The 22,296-nt window shown below is 54.5% G+C and carries 19 protein-coding genes; 4 read left to right on the top strand and 15 right to left on the bottom strand.

The window, feature by feature from the left end; translation table 11 throughout:
- The first annotated feature begins 79 nt into the window (after positions 1 to 79).
- The 3 genes from ACFPQ4_RS15850 to ACFPQ4_RS15860 all read left to right on the top strand — a co-directional run bounded on the left by ACFPQ4_RS15850 (position 80) and on the right by ACFPQ4_RS15860 (position 2,532).
- Positions 80 to 1,081, top strand: a complete 1,002-nt coding sequence (locus ACFPQ4_RS15850; protein WP_378112845.1) for a M23 family metallopeptidase — start codon at positions 80 to 82, stop codon at positions 1,079 to 1,081.
- 2 nt (positions 1,082 to 1,083) lie between these two features.
- Complete coding sequence (locus tag ACFPQ4_RS15855; protein ID WP_378112846.1) at positions 1,084 to 1,548, top strand: bactofilin family protein; 465 nt, start codon at positions 1,084 to 1,086, stop codon at positions 1,546 to 1,548.
- 114 nt (positions 1,549 to 1,662) lie between these two features.
- Positions 1,663 to 2,532 (top strand): hypothetical protein, encoded by an 870-nt coding sequence (locus ACFPQ4_RS15860; protein WP_378112847.1) that lies wholly within the window; start codon positions 1,663 to 1,665, stop codon positions 2,530 to 2,532.
- A gap of 62 nt (positions 2,533 to 2,594) precedes the next feature.
- Here ACFPQ4_RS15860 and ACFPQ4_RS15865 read toward each other — a convergent pair whose 3' ends face one another.
- The 7 genes from ACFPQ4_RS15865 to ACFPQ4_RS15895 form a co-directional block, all read right to left on the bottom strand.
- The gene (locus ACFPQ4_RS15865; protein ID WP_378112848.1) at positions 2,595 to 4,649 is read right to left on the bottom strand and encodes an Ig-like domain-containing protein; all 2,055 of its coding nucleotides are present in this window, start codon (positions 4,647 to 4,649) and stop codon (positions 2,595 to 2,597) included.
- Between the two features lie 682 nt (positions 4,650 to 5,331).
- Positions 5,332 to 5,706: a VOC family protein gene (locus ACFPQ4_RS15870; protein ID WP_378112849.1), complete on the bottom strand. Its 375-nt coding sequence runs from the start codon at positions 5,704 to 5,706 to the stop codon at positions 5,332 to 5,334.
- Positions 5,707 to 5,836: 130 nt separating this feature from the next.
- Entirely contained in the window at positions 5,837 to 6,772 is a 936-nt protein-coding gene (locus tag ACFPQ4_RS15875) for a metallophosphoesterase family protein (RefSeq protein ID WP_378112850.1), read from the bottom strand.
- Positions 6,769 to 7,260: a DUF1904 family protein gene (locus ACFPQ4_RS15880; RefSeq protein ID WP_378112851.1), complete on the bottom strand. Its 492-nt coding sequence runs from the start codon at positions 7,258 to 7,260 to the stop codon at positions 6,769 to 6,771. The genes ACFPQ4_RS15875 and ACFPQ4_RS15880 overlap by 4 nt, the downstream gene beginning before the upstream one ends.
- A gap of 31 nt (positions 7,261 to 7,291) precedes the next feature.
- Positions 7,292 to 8,599 (bottom strand): D-arabinono-1,4-lactone oxidase, encoded by a 1,308-nt coding sequence (locus tag ACFPQ4_RS15885; protein ID WP_378112852.1) that lies wholly within the window; start codon positions 8,597 to 8,599, stop codon positions 7,292 to 7,294.
- Positions 8,596 to 9,792, bottom strand: coding sequence for an amino acid deaminase/aldolase (locus ACFPQ4_RS15890; protein ID WP_378112854.1), 1,197 nt, complete (start codon positions 9,790 to 9,792; stop codon positions 8,596 to 8,598). The genes ACFPQ4_RS15885 and ACFPQ4_RS15890 overlap by 4 nt, the downstream gene beginning before the upstream one ends.
- Positions 9,793 to 9,829: 37 nt before the next feature.
- Complete coding sequence (locus tag ACFPQ4_RS15895; RefSeq protein ID WP_378112855.1) at positions 9,830 to 11,227, bottom strand: aldehyde dehydrogenase; 1,398 nt, start codon at positions 11,225 to 11,227, stop codon at positions 9,830 to 9,832.
- Positions 11,228 to 11,382: 155 nt separating this feature from the next.
- On the opposite strand from ACFPQ4_RS15895, the gene ACFPQ4_RS15900 reads away from it, so the two are divergent.
- Positions 11,383 to 11,592 carry a hypothetical protein gene (locus ACFPQ4_RS15900; RefSeq protein ID WP_378112856.1) on the top strand — a complete coding sequence of 70 codons (210 nt, stop codon included), beginning with the start codon at positions 11,383 to 11,385 and terminating at the stop codon, positions 11,590 to 11,592.
- Here the strand turns inward: ACFPQ4_RS15900 and ACFPQ4_RS15905 are convergent.
- From ACFPQ4_RS15905 to ACFPQ4_RS15940, 8 genes are all read right to left on the bottom strand, one after another.
- A complete protein-coding gene (locus ACFPQ4_RS15905) occupies positions 11,567 to 12,736 on the bottom strand; it encodes an MFS transporter (protein ID WP_378112857.1) in 1,170 nt (389 codons plus the stop codon). The genes ACFPQ4_RS15900 and ACFPQ4_RS15905 overlap by 26 nt on opposite strands.
- Positions 12,737 to 12,840: 104 nt before the next feature.
- Entirely contained in the window at positions 12,841 to 13,479 is a 639-nt protein-coding gene (gene trhA / locus ACFPQ4_RS15910; RefSeq protein WP_378112858.1) for a PAQR family membrane homeostasis protein TrhA, read from the bottom strand.
- 142 nt (positions 13,480 to 13,621) lie between these two features.
- A complete protein-coding gene (locus ACFPQ4_RS15915) occupies positions 13,622 to 15,178 on the bottom strand; it encodes a response regulator (RefSeq protein WP_378112859.1) in 1,557 nt (518 codons plus the stop codon).
- A complete protein-coding gene (locus ACFPQ4_RS15920) occupies positions 15,175 to 17,061 on the bottom strand; it encodes a sensor histidine kinase (RefSeq protein WP_378112860.1) in 1,887 nt (628 codons plus the stop codon). The genes ACFPQ4_RS15915 and ACFPQ4_RS15920 overlap by 4 nt, the downstream gene beginning before the upstream one ends.
- Before the next feature lie 135 nt (positions 17,062 to 17,196).
- The gene (locus tag ACFPQ4_RS15925) at positions 17,197 to 18,912 is read right to left on the bottom strand and encodes a type 2 periplasmic-binding domain-containing protein (RefSeq protein WP_378112861.1); all 1,716 of its coding nucleotides are present in this window, start codon (positions 18,910 to 18,912) and stop codon (positions 17,197 to 17,199) included.
- A 72-nt stretch (positions 18,913 to 18,984) separates the two neighbouring features.
- The gene (locus tag ACFPQ4_RS15930) at positions 18,985 to 19,875 is read right to left on the bottom strand and encodes a carbohydrate ABC transporter permease (protein WP_378112862.1); all 891 of its coding nucleotides are present in this window, start codon (positions 19,873 to 19,875) and stop codon (positions 18,985 to 18,987) included.
- Positions 19,876 to 19,896: 21 nt separating this feature from the next.
- Entirely contained in the window at positions 19,897 to 20,862 is a 966-nt protein-coding gene (locus tag ACFPQ4_RS15935) for an ABC transporter permease (RefSeq protein ID WP_378112863.1), read from the bottom strand.
- A 286-nt stretch (positions 20,863 to 21,148) separates the two neighbouring features.
- Positions 21,149 to 22,294 (bottom strand): MFS transporter, encoded by a 1,146-nt coding sequence (locus ACFPQ4_RS15940; protein WP_378112864.1) that lies wholly within the window; start codon positions 22,292 to 22,294, stop codon positions 21,149 to 21,151.
- Between the last annotated feature and the right edge of the window lie 2 nt (positions 22,295 to 22,296).

The following is a 22,296-nucleotide window of genomic DNA, read 5'->3' on the forward strand; positions in this document are numbered from 1 at the left end:
CGAAGGTTGGAAAAACGATCAATATGCCTCTGGACGGATGAACACAATGAATATCGTTGCCCGAAGCAGGAGGAAAGTCATGAAATGGAGACGTAAAAGGTTCACCTTCATGGTAATTCCGGATGCTAACAGCTCAGTGATTCGATTCCAATTATCTGCCGTCGTACTCGTCGCAAGCTTGGCGCTAGTCGTCCTAGTCCTCGCCGGTGCGATTACGGCCTACCTTCTCTACCGCGGGAATCATAACCAAATCGGACAATTGCAAAGCCGGCTGTCTTCGGCGACCGGGCAATACGAACAAATCATTCAAGGCAAGGACGACCACATCAACGAGCTGCAGACGGAGATCGTGGGACTTTCCGAACAGGCGAAATCCATTAATAACCACATGTCCGACCTCAAGGACTTGGAGTCGCAGCTCAAAGAGATGGTAGGCATCCAAGATGGCGATGCGGCCGCCTCGAAGAACTCGACCGAAGAAGAGAACACCGAAGAAGTATCGATGGACGGCGGTACCGGCGGCGAAGAGCTGCCCGTCACCGACGAAGAGATGGACGGGCTGATCGGCGACACCCATAACGTCTTCTCCTCGCTCGAAGAACGGGCGAAACTGCTTAAGCCCGAGCTGGAGCAGACGAAGACCGCCGTGCTCAAGATGAACGCGAAACTTCGCATCACGCCTACGATCTGGCCAACGGATTCGCGCAGGCTCACCTCGTCGTTCGGCGTACGCAAAGACCCGTTCACGAACCAAGCCCGATTCCACGCCGGACTCGATATCGGCGGCGATATGGGAGATTCGATTTACGCTACCGCGGACGGGGTAGTACTCTCCGCGGAACGCACGAACTCGCATGGACTGAACATATGGATTTCCCATTCAAACGGCGTGCGCACGCACTACTCGCATCTAAGCAAGATGCTCGTCAAGCCGGGAGACAAAGTCAGCAAGGGCGACATTATCGCCAAGATGGGTTCGACCGGAAGAAGCACGGGACCTCACTTGCATTACGAGGTAGCCGTTAATGGCAGCAACGTAGATCCCAAACCTTATCTCAAAGCGACTAGAAGGGAAAATTGACCATGTTTAAAAACGGCAAAAAACAGAAAATAGATCCGAACTCGACCGACACGCTGATCGGGGAAGGAAGCTCGTTCGAAGGAAAGATCAAATCCGAGGCCGGCTTGCGCGTCGAAGGCCAAATCGTCGGAGATATCGATTGCGCGGGCGACGTGACGGTCGGCGAGAACGGTATCGCCAAATCGCACATTAAAGCTCGCAACGTCATCATCGCCGGCCAAGTAACGGGCAATGTATCCGCTGCCGGCAAGCTGACGATTAAAGCGTCCGGTCAGTTGCACGGCAATTTGTCGGCGCTCGAGCTATCGATCGAATCGGGCGGCGTATTCCACGGTCTCAGCAAAATGGACGTCAAAGATGCGGCGGCTCCCGTAGCCGAAGAAAACAGCGCTATCCGGGAACCGGAAGCGCCGAAGCTCGCGGTCGCACCCGTCGACGATACCGCAGCCGTATTAAAAACCTGGTAAAGCTTCTCTTTAACCCGCTTCTATTCGTAGAGGCGGGTATTTTTAGATTTGCGCGCCATTCCGCAATTCGTGTATGATGCTTAATGAAGGCCGTATCATCGGGAGAGCACTGGAGTGAACGAGATGGAAGAAGAGATGAAAAAAGCCTACGAGACGCTCGGATTACCGGAGGACGCAACTCGGGAGCAAGTCGAAAATCGCTATTTTATACTCATGAAGAGAGAACGCTCTCAACAGCAACGCGCCCACGACAACGATAACGCGAACGGAGAATCGGCCATAACCGATCTCGGCGAGATCAACCGGGCCTATCGTCTCATTCTCGGGCTTGAATCGGAGAAAACGAGCACGGAGCCCAAACAAGGCAAAATCGGCCATTTTTTCTATTATTATAAGATTCATATTATCGTCGCCGTCGTCATTCTGCTATTCGTCGGCTACACCATCAAAGACAGCATAGACAAGCGTAACGCGGAAGCGAAGCTCGGTCCGATCGACCTGTCCGTCAGCGTAATGGGCAACTTCTATTTCGCGGATATGGAAATCATGCAGAAAAACTTGCTCAAGCTCACGCCTGATTGGAACCGGATTAAAGCCACTTTGACTTATATCCCGGTCGAGATCAAAAGCCAGCAAGATATCGCGATGCAACAGAAAAGCGTCCTGACGCTAATATCTGAAAAAGACCAACTGTACTTCCTAGACAAGAAAAATTTCGATAGCCTCGTTCAGCAGGAAGTATTCCATAAGCTAGATGAGTTGCCTGGCTTCGCCGCCTTGCAAGTGCCCGCGGATCGCCTTCGCTTCGGCCAGACGGATAAGGATACGAAGTCTTATGCATATGGCATCGACGTAACGGACAATCCGATCTTCGAAGGCATCGAAATGAACGGGGAGCGCGTTATCGTAGCCGTTCGCGCCAAAGAAGAGGAATGGCCGAAGACGATGCAATTGCTGACGCAAATTTTGAAGACGAATCCTTAATCCGATTAGAAAAGCCCCTCGCCCAAAATCGGCGAGGGGCTTTCTTACGGTTTGCTATAGCTTTACCAGTTAGCGGTGAACTTCACTTCGTACGGATTGTTGCCTTCCATCGTTTTCAGACCGTTGAATTCCGCCGCATCCGTAATAATGTTCGGTTTAAACGAAACGATATACTGCCAATTGCGGGTCAAAGGGTCATCCAACCGGAGCACGACTTCCGTGGCTATTTTATTCGTATTGTCAAGCTCGTCGTAGGCAATGGTAACGACTTTGCCGTCCAACTGTTTGATTTGGAATGCCGGACCGTCTATGTTCGTAACCGGCTCGCTGAATACGATTTTAACCCGATTATCGGCGATCGCGATCGCTTGGGTCACGTACGGGATCGGATTGTCGACTCCGGTACCGGCGAAATCTAATTCGTCTCTGTCATCGGACGTAATTAACGACGTAACGCCGGAAACGCGGGCAAGGTAATAGTGGCCGGGAACGAATAGCTTCGGATTGTCGGACTTGGTCCGATATTGCACGGTAGCCGTCTGACTGTCCTTGCGCTGCGCGAACTGTTTCCAATCCGTCATTGATACGTCATTGCCGTTGTCCTTCAATATATCAAGCTTGAGATTCGCGATATCGGCGTCGGTAATCGGCCGGCTGAAGCCGATTTCCACCGTATTGTTGTTAAGGGCTTTGATCGATTGGAATTCCACCTGGATTTCGGGATTCGCGACGCCCCCGAACTTCCAGTTCGTAGAGGTGTCCATCACGTTCCCCGCCAAATCGTAAATTCCGCTTACCGTCAACGTATATAGCGTGGCGTCTTGTTGAGGCGTCGTCTTCAACGTTACGGTGAGACCATCGCTCTGAAGCGTAGCCTGCGTAACGCCGAGGCCCTTGTTGATCGAATAGTGATTCGTTTGAACGGCTTGCTGCGGATCGATTTTCTCGTTGAACTTGATCGTTACCGTTGACGTGGCGTTTACCTGAACCGAAGTTACCTTCGGCTTCGTATTGTCGTTAATGAACGTTTTCGTCGTCGCGTCGAGCGTGTTGCCGGACTGATCCTGTATGCCGCGAATCGTTAACTGATACGACCATCCATCGTTCTGGTCGGTCGTCGTCAACGTTACTTTCCGATCGGTCGTTAATTGCGCCTTCGTCACGCGTTCTCCGTTATTGAGCCGATAATTGTCCGTATTCGTAGCCGACTTCTGATCGACGGCTTCGCTGAAGACGACTTCGATGGAATTGCTGTTCAATCCGTCTACGGACACCACTTGCGGCTTGACTTGGTCATCGGATATGGAGGTGAACGTCCAAATATCGTTGTCGTCGACGATCAGCCTATGTTGCTCTCCGCTGCGAAGCGGATCCGAGAAGAGCACGATCGATAGTCCGTCGCTGCTGATCGAGGACACGGCCACCTTGATGTAGTTGCCTCTGCTGTCTCTCAGCGCGAAACGACTGTCGTCAACGTTTTTAACGGCTTGCTGCAGGTTGAGGAGCACTATCCGATTGGTCAACGGGGTAATTTTCGTTATGCGCAGCGGTTGCTTAACCATCTCGGAGTAGACGGCGTAGATCGCTTCTACCAGCTGACCACGGGTCGCATTGTCGGTGTAGTCGTCCACCCTCGCGATCAATCCTTTGTCCAGCGCGATCCGAACGGAGCTCCTTGCCCATGCGGACACCGTCCCAAGCACGAAACCATTGCTGGTGCTCTCGTATCCGGTCGCTCTCACGAGCACGGCGGCGAGTTGTTCGACGGTGACGTTCTCTTCGGGCGAAAACTTTTTGGCGCTAACCCCTTTCATAAGTCCGGCTTTGTTGACCGCTTCGATCGCCTGGAACGACCAACGCGTTCTTTGAACGTCGTCGAAGCTTTTCGTGAAGTTCGAATCGGAGAGCTCGAACAAGCGGTATAACACCGTTGCGAACTCCTCGCGCGACATCGAATTGTACAATCTGGACGATCCGTCCGAGTACCCGGTGAAAATGCCTTCTTTCCTGAGCGCTTCAAACTTTTGCTCCGTCGATAAATTCGCAGCCGCGGCAACGTTATAAGTGACACTCGCAAGCATCAGTAGGGATAAGAGCAACAGCAACATTTTCCTCATTTTTCACAGCCTCCTTTGTTCCGCCTGAAGTGGGCTGAAGAACGGATGCGAATGCGGCGGTTACTCTTTTGACGCAGGGCAGATACGTTTTGTTTCTCTGTTTCTCAAAAAATAGGTTAAATGAAACGAAGTGTAACAACTTGTCCATTGGTTGTAAGGTGGTAAATGTCATTCGCAAGGGAAAAAATTCAGCGGATTAACGGTCTTGGAAGCCGTTGGCGAGTATGCAAGTGGGATTTGAAGTGGTTCAGCGGTCTGGGAGGCCGTTGGCGAGTATGCAAGTGGGATTTGAGGTGGCTCAGCGGTCTGGGAGGCCGTTGGCGAGTATGCAAGTGGGATTTGAGGTGGCTCAGCGGTCTGGGAGGCCGTTGGCGAGTATGCAAGTGGGATTTAAGGTGGCTCAGCGGTCTGGGAGGCTGTTGGCGAGTATACAAGTAGGATTTGGAGCGGTTCAGCGGTCTGGGAGGCCGTTGGCGAGTATACAAGTAGGATTTGAAGTGGTTCAGCGGTCTGGGAGGCCGTTGACAAAAAATCTCCTCCTGAAGAGAAGATTCTTTATACTTTTGAATACCACATAGGCCAATGTTTGCACGCTCGCGTGACTTTGCTGCTGTTGGCGAGGCGGAGCCACGTATTGAAACGACTCGCCCTGTCGCAGCGAGGCTAGCGCAGGTAAGCGAAGTTACATCCATTCGATAAATTCAAGGCGGTTGCCGAAGGGATCGTTTAAGTAAAACCGTTTGACGCCTTCGTCCGACCTTGATTCATCATCCAGAATCCGAACATGATTACGATGCAAATAATCGCGCAGGTCGTCTAAATTGCTCACATGGAACGCAGGGTGTGCTTTCGTCGCGGGAATGAAAGCTTGCTGTATGCCGATGTGTACTTGGTGAGCGCCGCATTGAAACCACACTCCGCCTCGTTTGAGAAGATTCGCGGGTTTGGGAATTTCCGTCCAGCCCAATATGGAGCCATAAAAATTCCTTGCTTCAGTCTCGCTGTCTTCCGGTGCGGCCAATTGAACATGGTCAATGCCGAGGTAAGTATACGTCATCGTTCCCACCCCTTTTGGTTTCACTATATGAAACTAGGTTTCACAATTTATAGAACTATCTTAATCCTTTGTCTCCTGAAAATCCAGCTGTTTTACCAAATAAAAAACCTTCTCCGTGAGAGAAGGTTTTTTACGCTTTCGAATACCATGTAGGCCAATGTTTGCGCGCTTGCGTAACTTTGCTGCCGTTGGCGAGGCGGAGCCACGTATCGAACGGCTTGCCCTTGCGCAGCCGGATCACTCGCGCGCCGCGTTGAAACAACCATCGCCCGTATGTCGAATAACCGGTGGCGCGCCCATAACTTAGACGAATGCCGTAGAGCTCGCCGGTATAATCGTTAATATGATCATGACCGCAAAACACGCCTCTAATCGCGTCCGTATCCAGCATAGCCGCGAACAAACCCGAATTGACGGGCGGGCAGCCGACCTTTTCGTAGCGATGGCCATAGCAGAACCGCCCGTTCCATAAGTCCCGATACTCGGGAAACGGAATATGCAGAAACGCAAGCGAAGGCAGCGGAATTCCGCCGTTCGACAGTCGAAAAGCCTCCGCTTCCTTCCGGAACCATCCGAGTTGGCGCTCGCGAATCCACCCGTAGCCTTGCGCTTCGACATGGTCCGAGTAGCTTCCGCTATCGAAGCAATAGAGCGCTGCGGCGAGCCGACCGTCTACGTCCGACACGGGCAACACGAAGTTGCCCACGCCTTCGAGCTCCGTCGGCCCTCGCTTCGCGACCGTTCCCGCCATCGAAAGCTGCACCCGCATAAGCTGCTCCCGGGTTACGTTACTCTCGCTATCGTGATTGCCGAATATCGCCGCCCACGGAATTCCGCTGTCTTCCGCGACGGACAACGCATCCCGGAACGATCGCTCGGGATCGCGGCACCGGCTGCTGTCGATAACGTCTCCGGTGAAAACGATAAAGTCCGGTTTCTCCGCGGCGACGACCCGCTCCATGAGCGCGCGCGTCCGCAAGTCCGTCGCTTCCCCGTTATTCCAGTGCAGGTCGGTGAACTGCACGATCTTGAACGATCCGTCCGCGCGCAAAGTAAGCTGCTTCATTCTCTCAACGCGTCTCGAAGCCTACTAGACATGGACGCCGTCGCTCCGCCGCCTAACACCGCGCTCTGCAGCGCTTTGCGGGCTTTGCCGAGCTCGTCCTTCAGCCTCGCGTTATCTTCTTGCAGCGCTTGGAGCGCTCCCTGATCCGAAGAAGGTTCCTCTCCCAGTCTTTGACCGTTCGCGTAATAGGCTTCCGGCATATATACCCGAAACGCCACTTCCGCCTCCTCGATTCCGAGAGAGCGAACGTGCCGGTCGATGCAGGCGGCCGCCGAATCTCTTACCGCGAGCCCTCTATCGAACCAATTCACTTCGACAAAAGGGTACGAGGCGACACGCTTGCCCGCGAAAACAGCCGTCGTGTGCAGGCACTCCAATAGGATATGATCAGGCGGACAAACGCAAATGTCCGCGAGCTCAGCGACGAGCGCCTCGCTAACCGTCGCCAAACGGTCAGGATCGACGCCCCGAATTAGCAAATGCGGCAAAACAACCACTTCCTCTACGATTGTAAATCGATTATCGTCCGAAAACGCGACGCAAATAACCGTTCAATAAAATTCCGTCCGGGTCCATCTCGTCCCTGATCCAGCCGAACTTCTCCCACATCGGGTACGCGGTGCTCAACCGAGCCGCCTCGAGCGTGTGCAGCTTACCCCAATGCGGTCTTCCTCCGTAACGCAGGAAGATGCGCTCCATATCGGCGAAATACTGCTCATGAGGCATGCCGCGATACATATGTACGGCGATATACGCCGAATCACGTCCGTAAGCCGGGCTTAGCCAAATATCGTCCCCTTGAACGTATCGGCATTCGATCGGGAAATGCACGCGGTACTTCTCGCGGGCGATCGTCTCCCGCATCTCCCGAATAACGTCCGCCATCGCATCCGCCGGAATATTATACTCCATCTCGTTGAATCGCACGAGCCGCGTCGTCGCGTAGATCCGGTGACTCATCTCGACTTTGCGGGTAACCGTAGCGGCTGCCGCGCACATGCGGCTGACCGTTGGGCTGAGCGCCGGGAAACGCCGAGTCAATCCGGATAACGCGCCGAATAGGGCATTTTCCATTACCACGTCGTTTATATAATCGCGCAGCTTGCGGTTCGGACTGATCGGCTCGTCCGTCTCGTTCATCATTTTCAACTGGCACGGCTCCGCATAGGGAAACCAATAAAACTCGAAGTTACGATGCTGCGCCTTCAGCTCCGGCAACCGCTTCAAACAATCCGTCAGTGGCACGCGCGAGCTTTCGTAGCGGAGCTTGTATGACGGTCGAAGCCGCAGCGTAATTTGAACGATGATGCCTAGCGATCCTATCGACACTTGCAAAGCTTTGAACAGCTCCGGATGCGACGCCTCCGTGCAGCTAACGACTTCGCCGGTGCCCGCGACGACCGTCATTCCGACGACCTGGGTCGCGAGCGTCCCGAAGGCGATGCCCGTCCCGTGCGTTCCCGTGCTGATCGCGCCGGCGATCGACTGCACGTCGATATCGCCTAGATTTTCTTGCGCGAACCCTTCGGCATGGAGCAACTCGCCAAGCAACTTCAGCTTCGTGCCCGCCCACACGGTCACGGTACCCGCGTTAGCGTCAACGGAAACGATCCCCTGCAGCAAGTCTAGCGATACGAGAACATCATCCGAAGCGGCAATCGCCGTAAAAGAATGCCCCGATCCGACGACGCGAATACGTCGCCCTTCCCGTCTGCACTTCTCCACGATTTCCGCGATCCGCTCGATCGATTCCGGGTAGTAGACGTCTCGCGGCGTTGCTTGCACGATTCCCGACCAGTTGCGCCACTTGCGTCCGCTTTTCATCATAAGAAGTTTTCCCCCACGCCTCTGTACGTCGCGTATTCCCCTACGATGGAACCGTCGGATATCGCATACAAGCAATTAAACCGCTCGCACAATTCGCCCGCCTTCGCATGCCGGAAAAACACCGGATCGCCGATGTTCAGGTCGGGCATTTCCGCTTTCTTCCCGATCAACAGCGGCGTCTGCACTTCTCCCGCGCCTTCGAGCGGGAACAAAGACAAGCCTGCCGGCAAGTAAGGTCTCGGCAGCTTCGTTCCGTCCGCCGCGCCGGAAGCCGTATATCCGCCGCCCAAGCACGTGACGATATCCCGTCTCGGCTTACGTACGATCTCAACCGCGAATCCGGCCGCGGGCATATAACGGAACGAGCGATAGTTATCAAATAATAGCGGGGAGTAAAAACCCGACCCCGCCGTCATTTCCGTGACCGCCTTCTCCGTCCTGGAAGAAGCCAAGCTCCCCGTACCGCCCGCGTTAACGAACCTAAGCGGAAGACCGAGCTCCCGCAGCCTCGATACGACTTCCTCGCGCCGAGAGGCCACGTCCTTGACGGAGCGGCGCTTCAAGTAGCGGACGATCGCGTTTTTAAGCGCTTGTCCCGGCACGCGATCGCCGACACCGGCGATTTGGGCCTCGTAGCCCATTATGCCGTCCAGCCGCACCCAAGGCGAAGCTTGAATGCGCTCGGCGACGGGTCTCACCGAATCCCAGCCGTCTAACGGCGAGCGCCACACACCGAACCGGAGGCCCGGGTAATTCGCCGACATGTCGATGTCGAGACAGACCGGAACGCGTACGCCGCGCCTTTTGGCCAACCGCTCCAATTGCTCTACGTGCGCGATCGAATCGACCATGAACGTGATGACATGTCCTTCTCCGATCAAGTCTATCAACGGCAATACGCCTTGCGCGTCCCATGTCGGGTATCCGAGAAGCAAATCTTGAAAACCTTCATGCGCCAAAAACGCAGCTTCCTTCGCGGTGTAACACATAACGCCTTCATAAACGTCGTCCGAACGCATAATGCGACGCAATACGTCGACGCTGCGAATGGACTTACTGGCTATGCGAATCTTCTTGTTGCCGGCCGCCTTGGCGATATCCCTAATGTTACGATCTAGCATATCGAGATCGATGAAGGCGTAAGGCATCGGAATTCCGGCGAATATCGACTTATATGTCGCATAATCGGGCATCAGAATAGGGATCGTCCTCTCGTCTTAGCGTCTGTCGTCAGCGAAGCAGCTTGCGAATAACGGTCATGCCCCACTTGGAGCCGGGATATCGGAAAGGCGGATCGAACAAATTCGTCATATTCAAAATGCTCTTATAGTGGGAAAACGTACGGAAGCCGTACTCGCCGTGATAGCTGCCGATTCCGCTTCCCCCGACGCCGCCTATCGGCAGGTAAGGAGAGCCGAAATGCATTATCGTATCGTTAATACAACCGTCGCCGAAACGAATGCGCTCGATGATCCGTTTCGAAAAATCGGAGCTCTTCGTAAAGACGTATAAGGCGAGAGGTTTCGGGTTCGCCTCAATAACCGCCTCGATTTCCTCCTCCGTTTCGTACTCCAATAACGGCAGCAACGGCCCGAAGATCTCCTCGCGCATAATAGACGAATCCAGCGGCACTTGATCGAGCAACGTCGGCGCGATTTTCAACCCCCGCTCGTCCAACTGCCCGCCGGACACGATCTTACCGTCGCTCAAGTAACCCGTCAGCCGCTTGAAGTGGCGTTCGTTCACGATGCGGCCGTATTCTGCGCTCGCGAACGGATCATCGCCGTAGAATCTCTTGATCGCTTCGTTCATCTTGGCTATGAAGGCCGCCTTTACCTCGCGGTGAACGAGCACGTAATCCGGGGCGACGCACGTCTGACCCGCATTGGTGAATTTGCCGAAGGCGATTCGCTTGGCGGCGAGCGCTATGTCCGCATCCTTGTGAACGATGCAAGGACTTTTGCCGCCGAGTTCCAGCGTCACGGGAGCGAGATGCTTGGCCGCGGCTTCCATGACGAGCTTGCCTACCGCCGGGCTGCCGGTGAAGAAAATATGATCGAACGGCTGTCTAAGCAGCTCCGTGCTCGTCTGCGCATCGCCTTCGACTACGGTTATGTAATCGGACGGGAACGTCTCGCCGATCAATTCGGCCAGCAGGGCGGATACGGTCGGCGTTAGCTCGGACGGCTTCAACACGACCGTGTTGCCGGCGGCGATCGCCGAGACGATCGGAACGATCGACAGCTGGAACGGATAATTCCATGGCGAGATAATTAGCGTTGTGCCGTAAGGCTCGGGCACGATGCGACTGCTCGCGCCGCTGTGCGTCATCGGCGTCTTCGCGCGCTTAGGCTTGGCCCATCTCTTGACGCCGCGAAGCGCTACGCGTATTTCGGTCAACGCGATGCCGATTTCCGTAGCATAAGCTTCGCGTTCGGATTTGTTCAAGTCTTGCCGCAGGGCGGCGAGCAGGCGCGGCTCGTAGCGAATAATCGCGGCGCGCAGCTTGCGTAGTTGGTCGATTCTGAAAGCGACGGGTCTCGTCGTGCCTTCCCGGAACAACGCCTGATGATGGCTGACGATCTCCGAGGGCGACAGAACGGCTATATTCGAAACGGGCAAACTCATCGCTCCTCCCACGTGCATCGATTTATGTAATCGCTTCTTTGATAAATTATCGAGCTTTTCTCCCCTGAATGTAAAGACTTTTTCCGACGATTGACGCCTTGCGCGCGCATCCGATGCTGCTGTATGATGAGATCAAATTCGGAGGTGCATCCATAATGGGAATGTCGACAAGCAAACGAGCAAGACGCAAGGACGAAAGAGAAGGCAAGTTGAATCCGGAAATGCAGCGAGGACAATGGCAACGCAAGCCGCACACGCAAGTCGTAACGAATAAGAAAGCAGAACAGCGCCGAACGCAATGCCACCACAAGGGCAGCCGCGACGGCGCTGATTTATTGATTAAGCCCTTTGCTCGGGTGGTTTGACCGGATACCGAAGCGCCAGCGGAAGCATCCCTAGCGCGACTACCATCAACAACCCGATCGCAAGCCCTCGCTGCTCCAGCAATCCCTGTACCGCAAGCGAGAGAACGACTCCGCCCAGATTGCCGGATAACAGCAACAACCCCGTTACGGTCCCCGCCATCTCCGGCATGACCCTCGTCTCCGCCGTTACGAGTATAATCGGCAAATCCGCAAGCAATAAAAATCCGGTAAGCCCCAGCAACCCGAGGAATAAACCAATATTCACGCCAACCCACAGCGCCAGCAAAGTGACGACGCTCATCGCAAGCGACGCGCATAACATCCACCGGCTTCTCGTCCCTCTCGCCGCCCAGCTAGGCACGATCCCCGCCCCCGCGATTCCCGCCACCGTCATGAGGCCAAGCCCGATCCCGACTTGTTCTTCCGTCATCCCGAGCGCATCCGACAGCACCTCTAACCAAGTCGTGAGCGCAATGAACAGCCCGAAGCCGACGAACAGCAACAAGCTCAACTGACGTACCCAACGCTGCGACCACATTTCTTTTATCGACACCTGAACCGTAGTCTCCGCCGCGTACAATGGACGGATCTTCAGCGCGAGCAAGAAGGCGGTCGTGGTCGCAACCGCGAATATCGCTTGCGAACCGTTAACCGTAGGCATGCCTTGCCAATCCATGAAGAACGGCACGCTTACGGTCGACAATAAGATACCGATGAATAGGCTTGACGAGCCGATCGCGATAGCCGCCGGCCGGCGTGCCGGGGCGACATATAAGGAAACAATCTTATTGATACCGTTAACGACGAGCGGCTGCGCGACGCCAACGACGATCTGTCCCGCGAGCGCGTAATCGTAACCCGGCGCTAGCCTCAACAAAGCCCCCGCGGCGGTCAATAACGCACCGACGGCTAGAGAACCGCGAAACCATTTGTCCGCCCAGTAACCGAAAGGCAACGCCAATACGACATAAATGAGCGGAAACACTTGCGCGAGCCATCCGACCGCTTCCTCGGATACGCCCCAATAATCGGCGGACGCCGTCGTAACCGGCGTATAGGTAACCCATAGCACTTGCGTTGCGGCTACTAACGCCGCATAGGCGATAACCATGCTCCAGCTTGAACGCGAATTCGATCGATCCAATGCAATCGCCTCACCATGTGTAGAATGATCCGTTTACATGGTGTATTCCCCGCCTCGCCGGCAAAACCCTTTTTCATTCGACAAACTCGAATGCCGACTTTCCGCTACAGGACATAGAGCAAAATAGCGAAGAAATGCATGACCGACCCTGCCAGCACGAACAGATGCCATACGGCGTGATGGTGCGGGAAGCCACGCCAAATATAGAAGATCGAACCGAACGTGTACAATAAGCCTCCGATGACTAGCAATCGCACGCCGCCCGGTTGGAGCAACGTTTGTAGCGGGTGCCACGCGAAGACGATCATCCAACCCATGAGTACGTAGAACAGCGTCGATAGGACGAGATATTTTTTGGTGAAAAAGGCTTTGAAAATAACGCCCGATACCGCAAGCCCCCACACGATTCCGAACAAAGTCCAGCCGAGCGGGCTGCGTAACGTTACGAGCAACAGCGGCGTATACGTACCGGCAATGAATAAATAGATGCAAGAATGGTCGAACGTCTCGAACAAGTCCTTGGCTTTGCCTTCTGGAAAAGCGTGAACGAGCGTCGATGCGGTATAGAGCAGCAGCATCGTAATTCCGTACACGGTGAAGCTTACGACATGCCAGGATGTTCCCTTTAATGAAGCATATACGATCAATATCGCCAATCCCGCGATGCTAAGCAGCGTACCCAAGCCGTGCGTGATCGCGTTAACGACTTCCTCTCGCCTAGTGTATACGTGCGTATTCGCCATACTAACGCCAACCTTTCGACACGTGATATACCTACTATTGTATGCGATCGTGGGCGTTTCGTCATAATCGGAGAGGGAGGGGGCGGGTTGGGTTAAAAAAAAGCCGGCAACCGAGTGAGCTATATCGTCACATCAACCGCCGCTACCGTTTCTCCGTCATCGACTTATGCCTGTATTCCTGCGCGGTGATCCCTTCGAGCTCGCGGAAAACGCGGTTGAACTGCTTCGGATTGTCATACCCGACGCGGCGGCTGATTTCGTAGACGCGGTCGTCCGTCGTCTCGAGCAGTTCCTTGGCTTTGGCAATCCGCAGCTTCTTTAAGTAACCGATGAAGCTTTCCCCGGTAAACTCCTTGAATCGCTCGCTGAAATACGAGTAGTTTAGGGATACGTGGTTGGATACCATCGCCATGCTGATGTCTCTGTCGAAGGTCGCATGGATGTATTCGAGCGCGCGAGCCATCTCCTTGGAATCGATATGGGCGGATTTCAGGCTGCCCACAAAGTCGTTCAGATCGAACAGCAAGCCTTCGACGCAACGAATATAATCCTGGATACTGGCGAAATGATAGAGGTTGCCGGCTTTTCGGTACATCCGGATAATATCGACGGAGGCTTCTCCGTAGGCATTGAATACCCGGTCGAACACAAGCTCGTTGAGCGCCCGGCTCACCGCTTCGAAGTAGCCGATGTCCGCTTCGTCCAGCGCCTTCGCGTAGAACAGCTCCAGCAGCAGCGCCTTGATTTCCGCCTCGCGGTCGGTTCCCATCATATTGGCAAGCTTGCGCACCGTTTCCAACGGTACGTAGATGCCGCGGTTCCTGTCCTTGATTTGACCGTAGCGAATGACGCCCTTCTCGGGCCGTCCGAAGAGCAGCCGGTATTTTATCGCTTGACGGGCTTCCTCGAACCGGGTTTTCACTTCGCCGATCGACTGTCCGGGGGTGCTGATTCCGATGACCATCTCGTTACTATTGCCGGCGGCGGCTTGCATCGCCTTGGACAGCTCCAAAGCAATCTCCGTGCCCTGGGCTAGCAAAATCAGCTGATTGTCCTTATTCTCGATCAGAATCGTCTGGTCGCCCAGCTCGCGGCCGCCGACGGCTTCCCGAATCTTCATCGCGAGCCTTTGGTTGCCTGCCGTATCGACGATCGCGACGTGATACAGCGGTTCGAAGGCATGAAGCCCCGCCTCTATGCATCTGTCGCGAATCGCGGCCTCGTCGTGGCTAGGCTCCGCCCAGATCGCCTCCAGCGTCCGGACTCGCAAGCCTTCGCGGTAGCGGTCCGTGGATGCCAACTTATCGAGAAGCTCCTGCCGCGCGGCAAGATCCTGCTCGAGACGTTCCAGCGCCGCGAATAGATCCTCTCGCACGATAGGTTTAAGCAAATAATCCCGAACCTTATGCTTCATCGCTTCCTTGGCGAACTGAAAATCGTCGTAGCCGCTAAGAATGAGCAGGGCCGGAGCGGCGGGCAACCCGGATAGCTCCTTGATCAGGCCGATGCCATCGAGCTCGGGCATCCGGATGTCGGTGATGACGATTTCGGCGGGCTGACGTTCGAACTCTTCGAGCGCTTGAACCCCGTCGGCCGCCAGCATGATATGGTACTGGCCCGGGTACTGCCGCTCGATCATCGCGCGCAGGCCCAATCGAATATTCCGTTCGTCGTCCGCGATCAGTAGCGTCCGCGTCATGAGATCAACCTCCCGCTTAGGATGAGATGAGGAATCCGAATCGTCACGCAAGTATATTCACCGTGCACCGAAGTGACCTGCAGCCCGTATGGCTTGCCGTAATGCAGCCCGATTCGGCCGTGCACGTTCGCTAGGCCAATGCCGCCGCTCTGATCGGCGCCACCGTGCTCCGCCGTGGCTGTTCTCGACTCCCCGCGTTCGATGCGCGCGTTCAGCTCCCGGGTTTTCGCTTCGGTCATGCCGGAGCCATCGTCCGTAACGGAGATAAGCATCGCGTCGCCGTCCAGCTCCGCGCGAATCGCGATCCGCATCGGTTTATTGCGCAAGCCGTGCTTGATCGCGTTCTCGACGATCGGTTGGAGCGTCATTTTCAAAATTTCCTGGTGCTGCATTTCCTCCGCCACGTCGATCTCCAGCCGAATCCTATCCTCGAAGCGGATGTTCGAGATGCTGACGTAGTTGGCGATGTGAGCCAATTCATCCTTCAACCTTACGTGCTCGTTCGTCCAACGCATGTTGTAGCGCATCATGCCGCCGAGCGCGGTAAGCGCGTCCGACACCGCCATTTGCCCGTCGATTTCCGCGATCATCTTGATGTTCTCCAGCGTGTTGTACATGAAGTGGGAGTCGATCTGGCTCCGCAATGCGGCAAGCTCGGCTTCCTTGGCGGAAGCTTTCTTGTTGACCGCGTCCGCGATCAACTCGTTGATTTTGCGCAGCATTTTGCTGAAGTGATGGGCCAGCTCGCCGACTTCTCCGCCGCCGCCCCGAATGTTCAGGTTAAATCGGAAATCGCCCTGGCGTACTTTCTTCATCATGGCGGTCAGCAGGTGCAGCTTCTTCAGAATGACGGAGTTCAGGAAGTTCGTGAGCAGGGTAAGAATGACGAGCAGAATGATGTTGGCCAGTAGAATAAAGTTACGAGTGCGGTTGATGTCCTCGTATACGTGATCGAGCGATACGATTTTCAGCATCCGCGCATCCAACTCGCGGATCGGCGAATAGACGGCAAGGAAGGAGTGGCCGTTCATCCTGAAAGAGAAGCTTCCCTGCGTCGAGGGGTCGGCAACGCCGTTCTTGAAATGCCGGAGGATCGAGGCTTCGTCGAAGCCCGATTGCGTCCAGAACCGGTTCGACGGGTTCCGGTACAAGTTACCGTCCTTGTCGATGACGAGCATCTGCGATTGATCTTCCTGCAAAGCGCTGAACGTATTAGGGAAGAAGGACGTGAGCAGCATGTCGATCTTGAGGATACCGACATGCGTGCCTTTCGGATATTGAATGTCTTGAAACAAGGAAATGCGCGGATTCGTGTCTACCGACTCGGTAGTCATGCGCTGGATAACATCCTTCGTAAGCCGACTGAACGCCCAGACGTCTCGTCCGAATTCCGAATGGATGACAGACGGGTACCAGGGCTCTTCCTTGATACGGCTTTCACGCAGAAATACCGGATAAATCTCATACGTATAAGGGCTGTTCATGAATACTCGGATTGTCTCGATGGCCGGATTGTTGTATTGCAGGCGAACGATATCTTTCATCTGGACCTTGTCGATGTCCAGCAGCTCTTCGACGGTTTGCTCGTACGGCTCCGATAAATAATCATAGACTCTCCGATCGGAGAACGTTATCTGCGCCGCGCGTTTCATCGTTTCGATATTGTTTTTAATATGGATCTGCTCGATCTCCAGCGAATATTCCGTATTCTTCTTCAGCTCGTTGACCGTATTGCCCGTCAGGCCGCGAAAAATATAGGCGGAGATCAGGATGCTCGGAACAAGGAGAACGAGGATATAAGCAATGACGAGCCGCTTCTGAAGGGTAAGCCGCTCGATCCAGAAACGGGCTTTATCCAGCCGCCCGGTCCATAGTCTCCGCATGCGCCATCACGTCCGTTTAGCAGTCTAGTAGAACCTGTCCTGTCTAGCATTGTAGCACGCCTAATCCTCGATAGTCCTTGGAAACGCCGTAAAAAACCCAGGGATTCTGGGTTTTTTACAGGTCTTGCTATGCGATTATTTCAAGAATGCCGCGAGCTTCTTCACGTTTTCCTCGTACTTGCCTTGTCGGTAAGTTTGGAGCGCGGCGAAGCCGGTTTTGTCGCGTTTCGCGATGAAATCCGCGAAGATCTTATCGAAGTCGGCGTCGGATTTGGAGAGCAATAGCTTAGGCAGCACTTTGCCCCACTCGTTGCCGATCTTCGTTGCGTTGATGCCTTCCTCCGACGTCGCCGGCGGGTTAATCAGGTCGTACTGGGAATAGCTAGCCGTCTTCCCTTTCGTCCAATCCTCGAGCTGCTTGGCAGGCTCTACGGAAGGCGGTGCCCATTGCAGGTTCATGTTCGTGTCCATGAGCATCCAGAACGTATAAGAAGAGCCGTATTTCTTATCGAACGCGGAGCGGTCCGTTTGCATGAGCTTGAGGGCGTCAGGCAAGAATTGGTCTTTGCCGTCGATCGTGTCGTAGGAGACGCCTTTTTCGCCGAGGTACAGGTCTTTTTGGCCTTCTTCGGAAATCAGGTAGCTCAGGAACTTGATCGCGCGTTCTTTGTCTTTGACTTTCTTGGAAATCAGCGTTACCGTCCAACCGGAGATGGCCGGGCCAGCGAGCGTCGGAGCGTCCAAGTTGGCGTTAGCCGGTCCGTCGACCGCGATGTAGACGGAGTTCGGATCGTTAGCGAACAGAACGTTCTGCTGTGCCGCGAAGTCCGTGCGTTGGTACAGCATCGCGAAGTAGCGGCCTTGCGCGATTTTCTCTTCCATTTGGGCGCGTTTGTCGACGAATACGTCTTTGGAGATCAGGCCGTCTTGGTTCGCTTGGCGGAACACTTTGAGCCATTTCACCATCTCTGGATCCGTGAGGCGGTCGTACAGCTTGCCGTCTTTCTCGCGTGGAAGAGCAAGGAAGCTCGACAGGTAAGACGAATCTTGGCCAACGTCGAAGAACGAGTAGTTGCCGTTCTCGTTGAACTCGTGGAAGCCGATCGGGATGAGCGGCGCGCCGTTGATTTCAGGGAATTTCTCCTTCGCCAGCTTGAGCGCGTTCAGGAAGCCTTCCGGCGTTCTCATGTCCGGCTTGCCGATCGCTTCGTAAATATCTTTACGTACGACGAACGTTTGGTTGGAGATGAATTGCGTGCCGTACGTTTTGAAGTCGACAGGCGAAGCGGACGCGTTCGGGTATCCGTACGTTTTGCCGTCCGGTTGCTGATACCAGCTCAGCTTCGCGCCATCGGCGACTTTGAAGAAGTAAGGATCGTATTGGTTGGCAAGATCGTCGAGCGAATCGACGAGTCCGCCTTCGATCATCTTCTTGACGCCTTCTTCCCACCAGCCGAGCGTAATGAAATCAGGCAGCTGGTTGGATGCGATCATGGCGTTCAGCTTTTCGTTCTCGTTGCCTGCCGGAACGATGAAGTTAATGTTAACGCCGGTTTTCTTCGTGACGTATTGGGATGTCGGATCGACGCCCCATTTGTTCGGGAACCAAGCGAAGTTCAAGTACCAGTCGAACGTGATCGGCGATGTATCGGCTTTCCAGCCCGGTTCGTCGGCGTTAGCCGCAGTTTCCGTTGCTGCCGGCGTGGTGGCGGCGGGCTCGGAAGCTTTCACAGACGGTGCCGGGGAGCTTTCGCTTGCTTTTTCATTGTTGTTGTTGCCGGAGCAGGCAACGACGGTCGTCATGAGGGAAGCGACGAGAGCAAGCATTAACCATTTTTTGCGCATGTTCATACCCCTTCATCATCATTTTTATAATATTTCTCCGGTGAGGGAGAAGAAAAACCGAGGTGGGGTCATTGGGGATCAGCCTTTGATGGAACCGATCATAAGCCCTTTGACGAAGTATTTCTGCAGGAACGGATAAGCAATGACGATCGGGAACGTCGTGATGACCATTGTCGCGAGCTTGATCGACTGCGAGGTGACGGTTCGATTAATCGCTCCGCCGACCGTACCGACGATTTGGTTCGAGCTAGACTGGGCGATAACCCGGTAGAGGAACGTCTGGATCGGCTGCAAGTCGGGATCGTTAATGAACAATAGCCCCGTAAAATAGTCGTTCCACTGCCATACGCCATGGAACAGCGCGATCGTCGCGACGACCGGCATCGATATCGGCAGCACGATTTTGACGAAGGTAGCGAAGTAACCCGCGCCGTCGATCTTGGCCGCTTCCTCGAGACCGTCGGGAATTTCCCGGAAGAAGGCGAGGAAGATAATAAGATCGAAGAAACTGAACATCGCGGGATATATGTACACCGAGAACGTATCCAGCAGATGCAAATCTCGGAACCACAAGTAGGTCGGGATGAGTCCTCCGCCGAAGAACATCGTAATCGTGCCGACGATCATATAGAAGTTGCGGCCGATCAATTCCTTGCGCGAATAGGCGAATGCAACCATCGCGGTAAAGAACACGTGAATGACGGTGCCTAGAATCGTCTTCGCGACCGTGATCCACATCGCGAGCATGATGCCGTCGTTCTTGAAGACGGTCGAGTAGTTCTCGAAGCTGAATACCCGCGGAACCCAGTAAATATTGCCGCCGGACATCGCGTCCTTGCCTTCGTTGAAGGAGTTGACGAGTACGTACCAGATTGGATAAAGCGTCGCGAAGCAGACCAGCAGCATAGTCGCGATATTGAACCAATCGAAGGCCACGTCTCCACCCGTCTGGCGTTTTCTCGATAGCATAGGGCAGTCACCGCCTTGTCGTCAGAATAGGGAGGATTGGTTCATTCGTTTGGTTACGGAATTCGCGATCAGCAGCAGGAACAGCGCGATGATGGACTTGACTAGGCCTACAGCGGCCGAGTAGGAGAATCGTCCTTGCGAGATACCTATTTGATACACGTAAGTATCTATCACTTGGCTGGCGCTTTCGTTGACCTGATTTTTCAGGACGAGAATTTGATCAAAGTTGGAGTTCAGAATGCCGCTGATCGCCAGGATGAACAGAATCGAGATCGTAGCGCTAATGCCCGGCAGCGTAATGTAGCGCATCCGCTGGAACCTGCCCGCGCCGTCTATCGTGGCCGCCTCGTATAACTCCGGCGATACGCCCGCGATGGCCGCGATGTAGATGATGGCCGACCACCCGAGTTCCTTCCAGATATCCGATGTGATGACGATAGTCCAAAAATATTTCGCCTCGCCAAGGTAATAGATCGGTTCGTCGATAATATGCAAGCCCATGAGTACGTCGTTGATGATGCCCACGTCGGAGAGCCACGTCGTCAGGATGCCGCCGAGAATGACCCAAGACAGGAAGTGAGGCAGGTAAGAAACCGTCTGAACGATACGCTTGAAGCGCAGCGAACGAAGCTCGTTCAGGAAGAGCGCGAACATGATCGGGAGCGGGAAGCCGATGATCAGCTTCAGCAAGCTGATGCCCAGCGTATTCTTGATGACCGAAGGCATCTCTTCGTCCTCGAATAACGCCTTGAAGTGTTCCCACCCGACCCACGGCGCGTCCATAATGTCGCCGATGCCGATATATTGCTTGAACGCGACGATAATCCCGTACATGGGAATGTAGTTGAAGACGATCATCCAGACGAGGCCGAGAAGCGCCATTACCTGCAGGGAGGTTTGGTTAGCGAGCCGGACCAGCAATCTTCGATTTTTTTTGCGTTCGGGGATCGTCCGCGAGGACGCCTCCGCGCCGAGGTTAGCGCTCATGGTCTTCTGGTCCTCCTTGTTGTCGTAATACCGGCGCTGCCGGTTTTCACAGGCTATGAGAACAATCGAATCTATCGTAGTTGTAATTGTAAACGGTTACGATAGTCGGGATAAGGCATCAAATTTCGCATTTGGGGGTTCATTTTTCGGATTTTGGGACGAGGAGAAAGTCGAAGAGCTCGGTTATAAGAACCCGAGCTCCCTCATCCCCTTTTCAACAAGCATTACGGCGTAACGCTCCAGCATTATCGCAACCGGCCAGTATAGGTGACCGGTCCGTTCATTCTTATGCGGACTCGGCTTCGGGTTGTCTCAGCAAGACGAGACTAAGCACGAATCCGACCGCCGCGATCGCTGCCATTCCTTCGTACAGCGCGTGCCCGCCCCACGACTCGATGATCCAGCCGCCGATCGAAGACCCGACGATGCCCGATGCGCCGAAGAACAGAACAGTCAGCATCGTCTGGCCGGTCGATTTCCACTGCTCTGGCACGATCGAATACAAGTATTGCATCGCTCCGACATAGAACAATACGAACGTGACCCCTTGAAGCACTTGAACGCCAACTAGCTCGTAGGGCCGGTCCGCAAGCGCGCTTATGAGGAAACGAACGGCATACAAGCCTGCCGCCGCCGTCATGAACAGACGCTCCTTGCCCGGCTTGATCAGCTTGGCGCTAATAGCGAAAAACACCGTCTCCGTTATCGTCATGACGAACCACGAAACCCCCGTGAGCTTGACGCTTCCGCCAAGCTGTTCCATATACAGCCCGATGAAAGTATCGTTCATTTTGTGCGGAATGGCGACGACGAGTACGATCAGGAAAAACACGAGCGTATGCGATTGCATGAAAAATTGTTTCAAATGACCGAACAAAGCAGGCTTCGAGGAAGCTTGCACGTCCGAGATCGTAAACGCGATCAGCAGCGCCCCTACGCCTACCCCCGCGTAAATCCAAGACAAGCTCCCCATTCCCCAATACTGCAGTCCGAATCCGGCCAGCAGCGACGTGACCGCGTACCCCATCGCTCCGAACATCCGCACAGAACCATAGCTTACGTTTTCCTTTTGCGTCGTCTGGAAGTTCAAGCTCTCGACGAGCGGATCGGTCGGCAAATAAAACACGTTCATTAACGCGACGAACAGCGCCAAGCTCCATAGGGCGGTAGAATGATACATCAACGCTCCCGCCACGATCGAGCAGGCGAGCAGCAAGAGCAGCACTCGGCGAATGGTTCGCGTTCGATCGCTTACCATCCCCCATAGGGGCTGGAAGAAGATGCTGATTAAGCTTCCCATGCTCAAGATGATCCCGATATGCGTACCGGAGATGCCGATTCCGTCCGCGTACACCGGCAAGAACGAGATGAACAGCGCGAACATCGAGAAAAACAAGAAGTTGAACCCTCTTAATCTGGTTGTTACCGACATGT

This window comes from Cohnella yongneupensis (genome assembly GCF_042655785.1).
Taxonomy (GTDB): Bacteria; Bacillota; Bacilli; order Paenibacillales; family Paenibacillaceae; genus Cohnella; species Cohnella yongneupensis.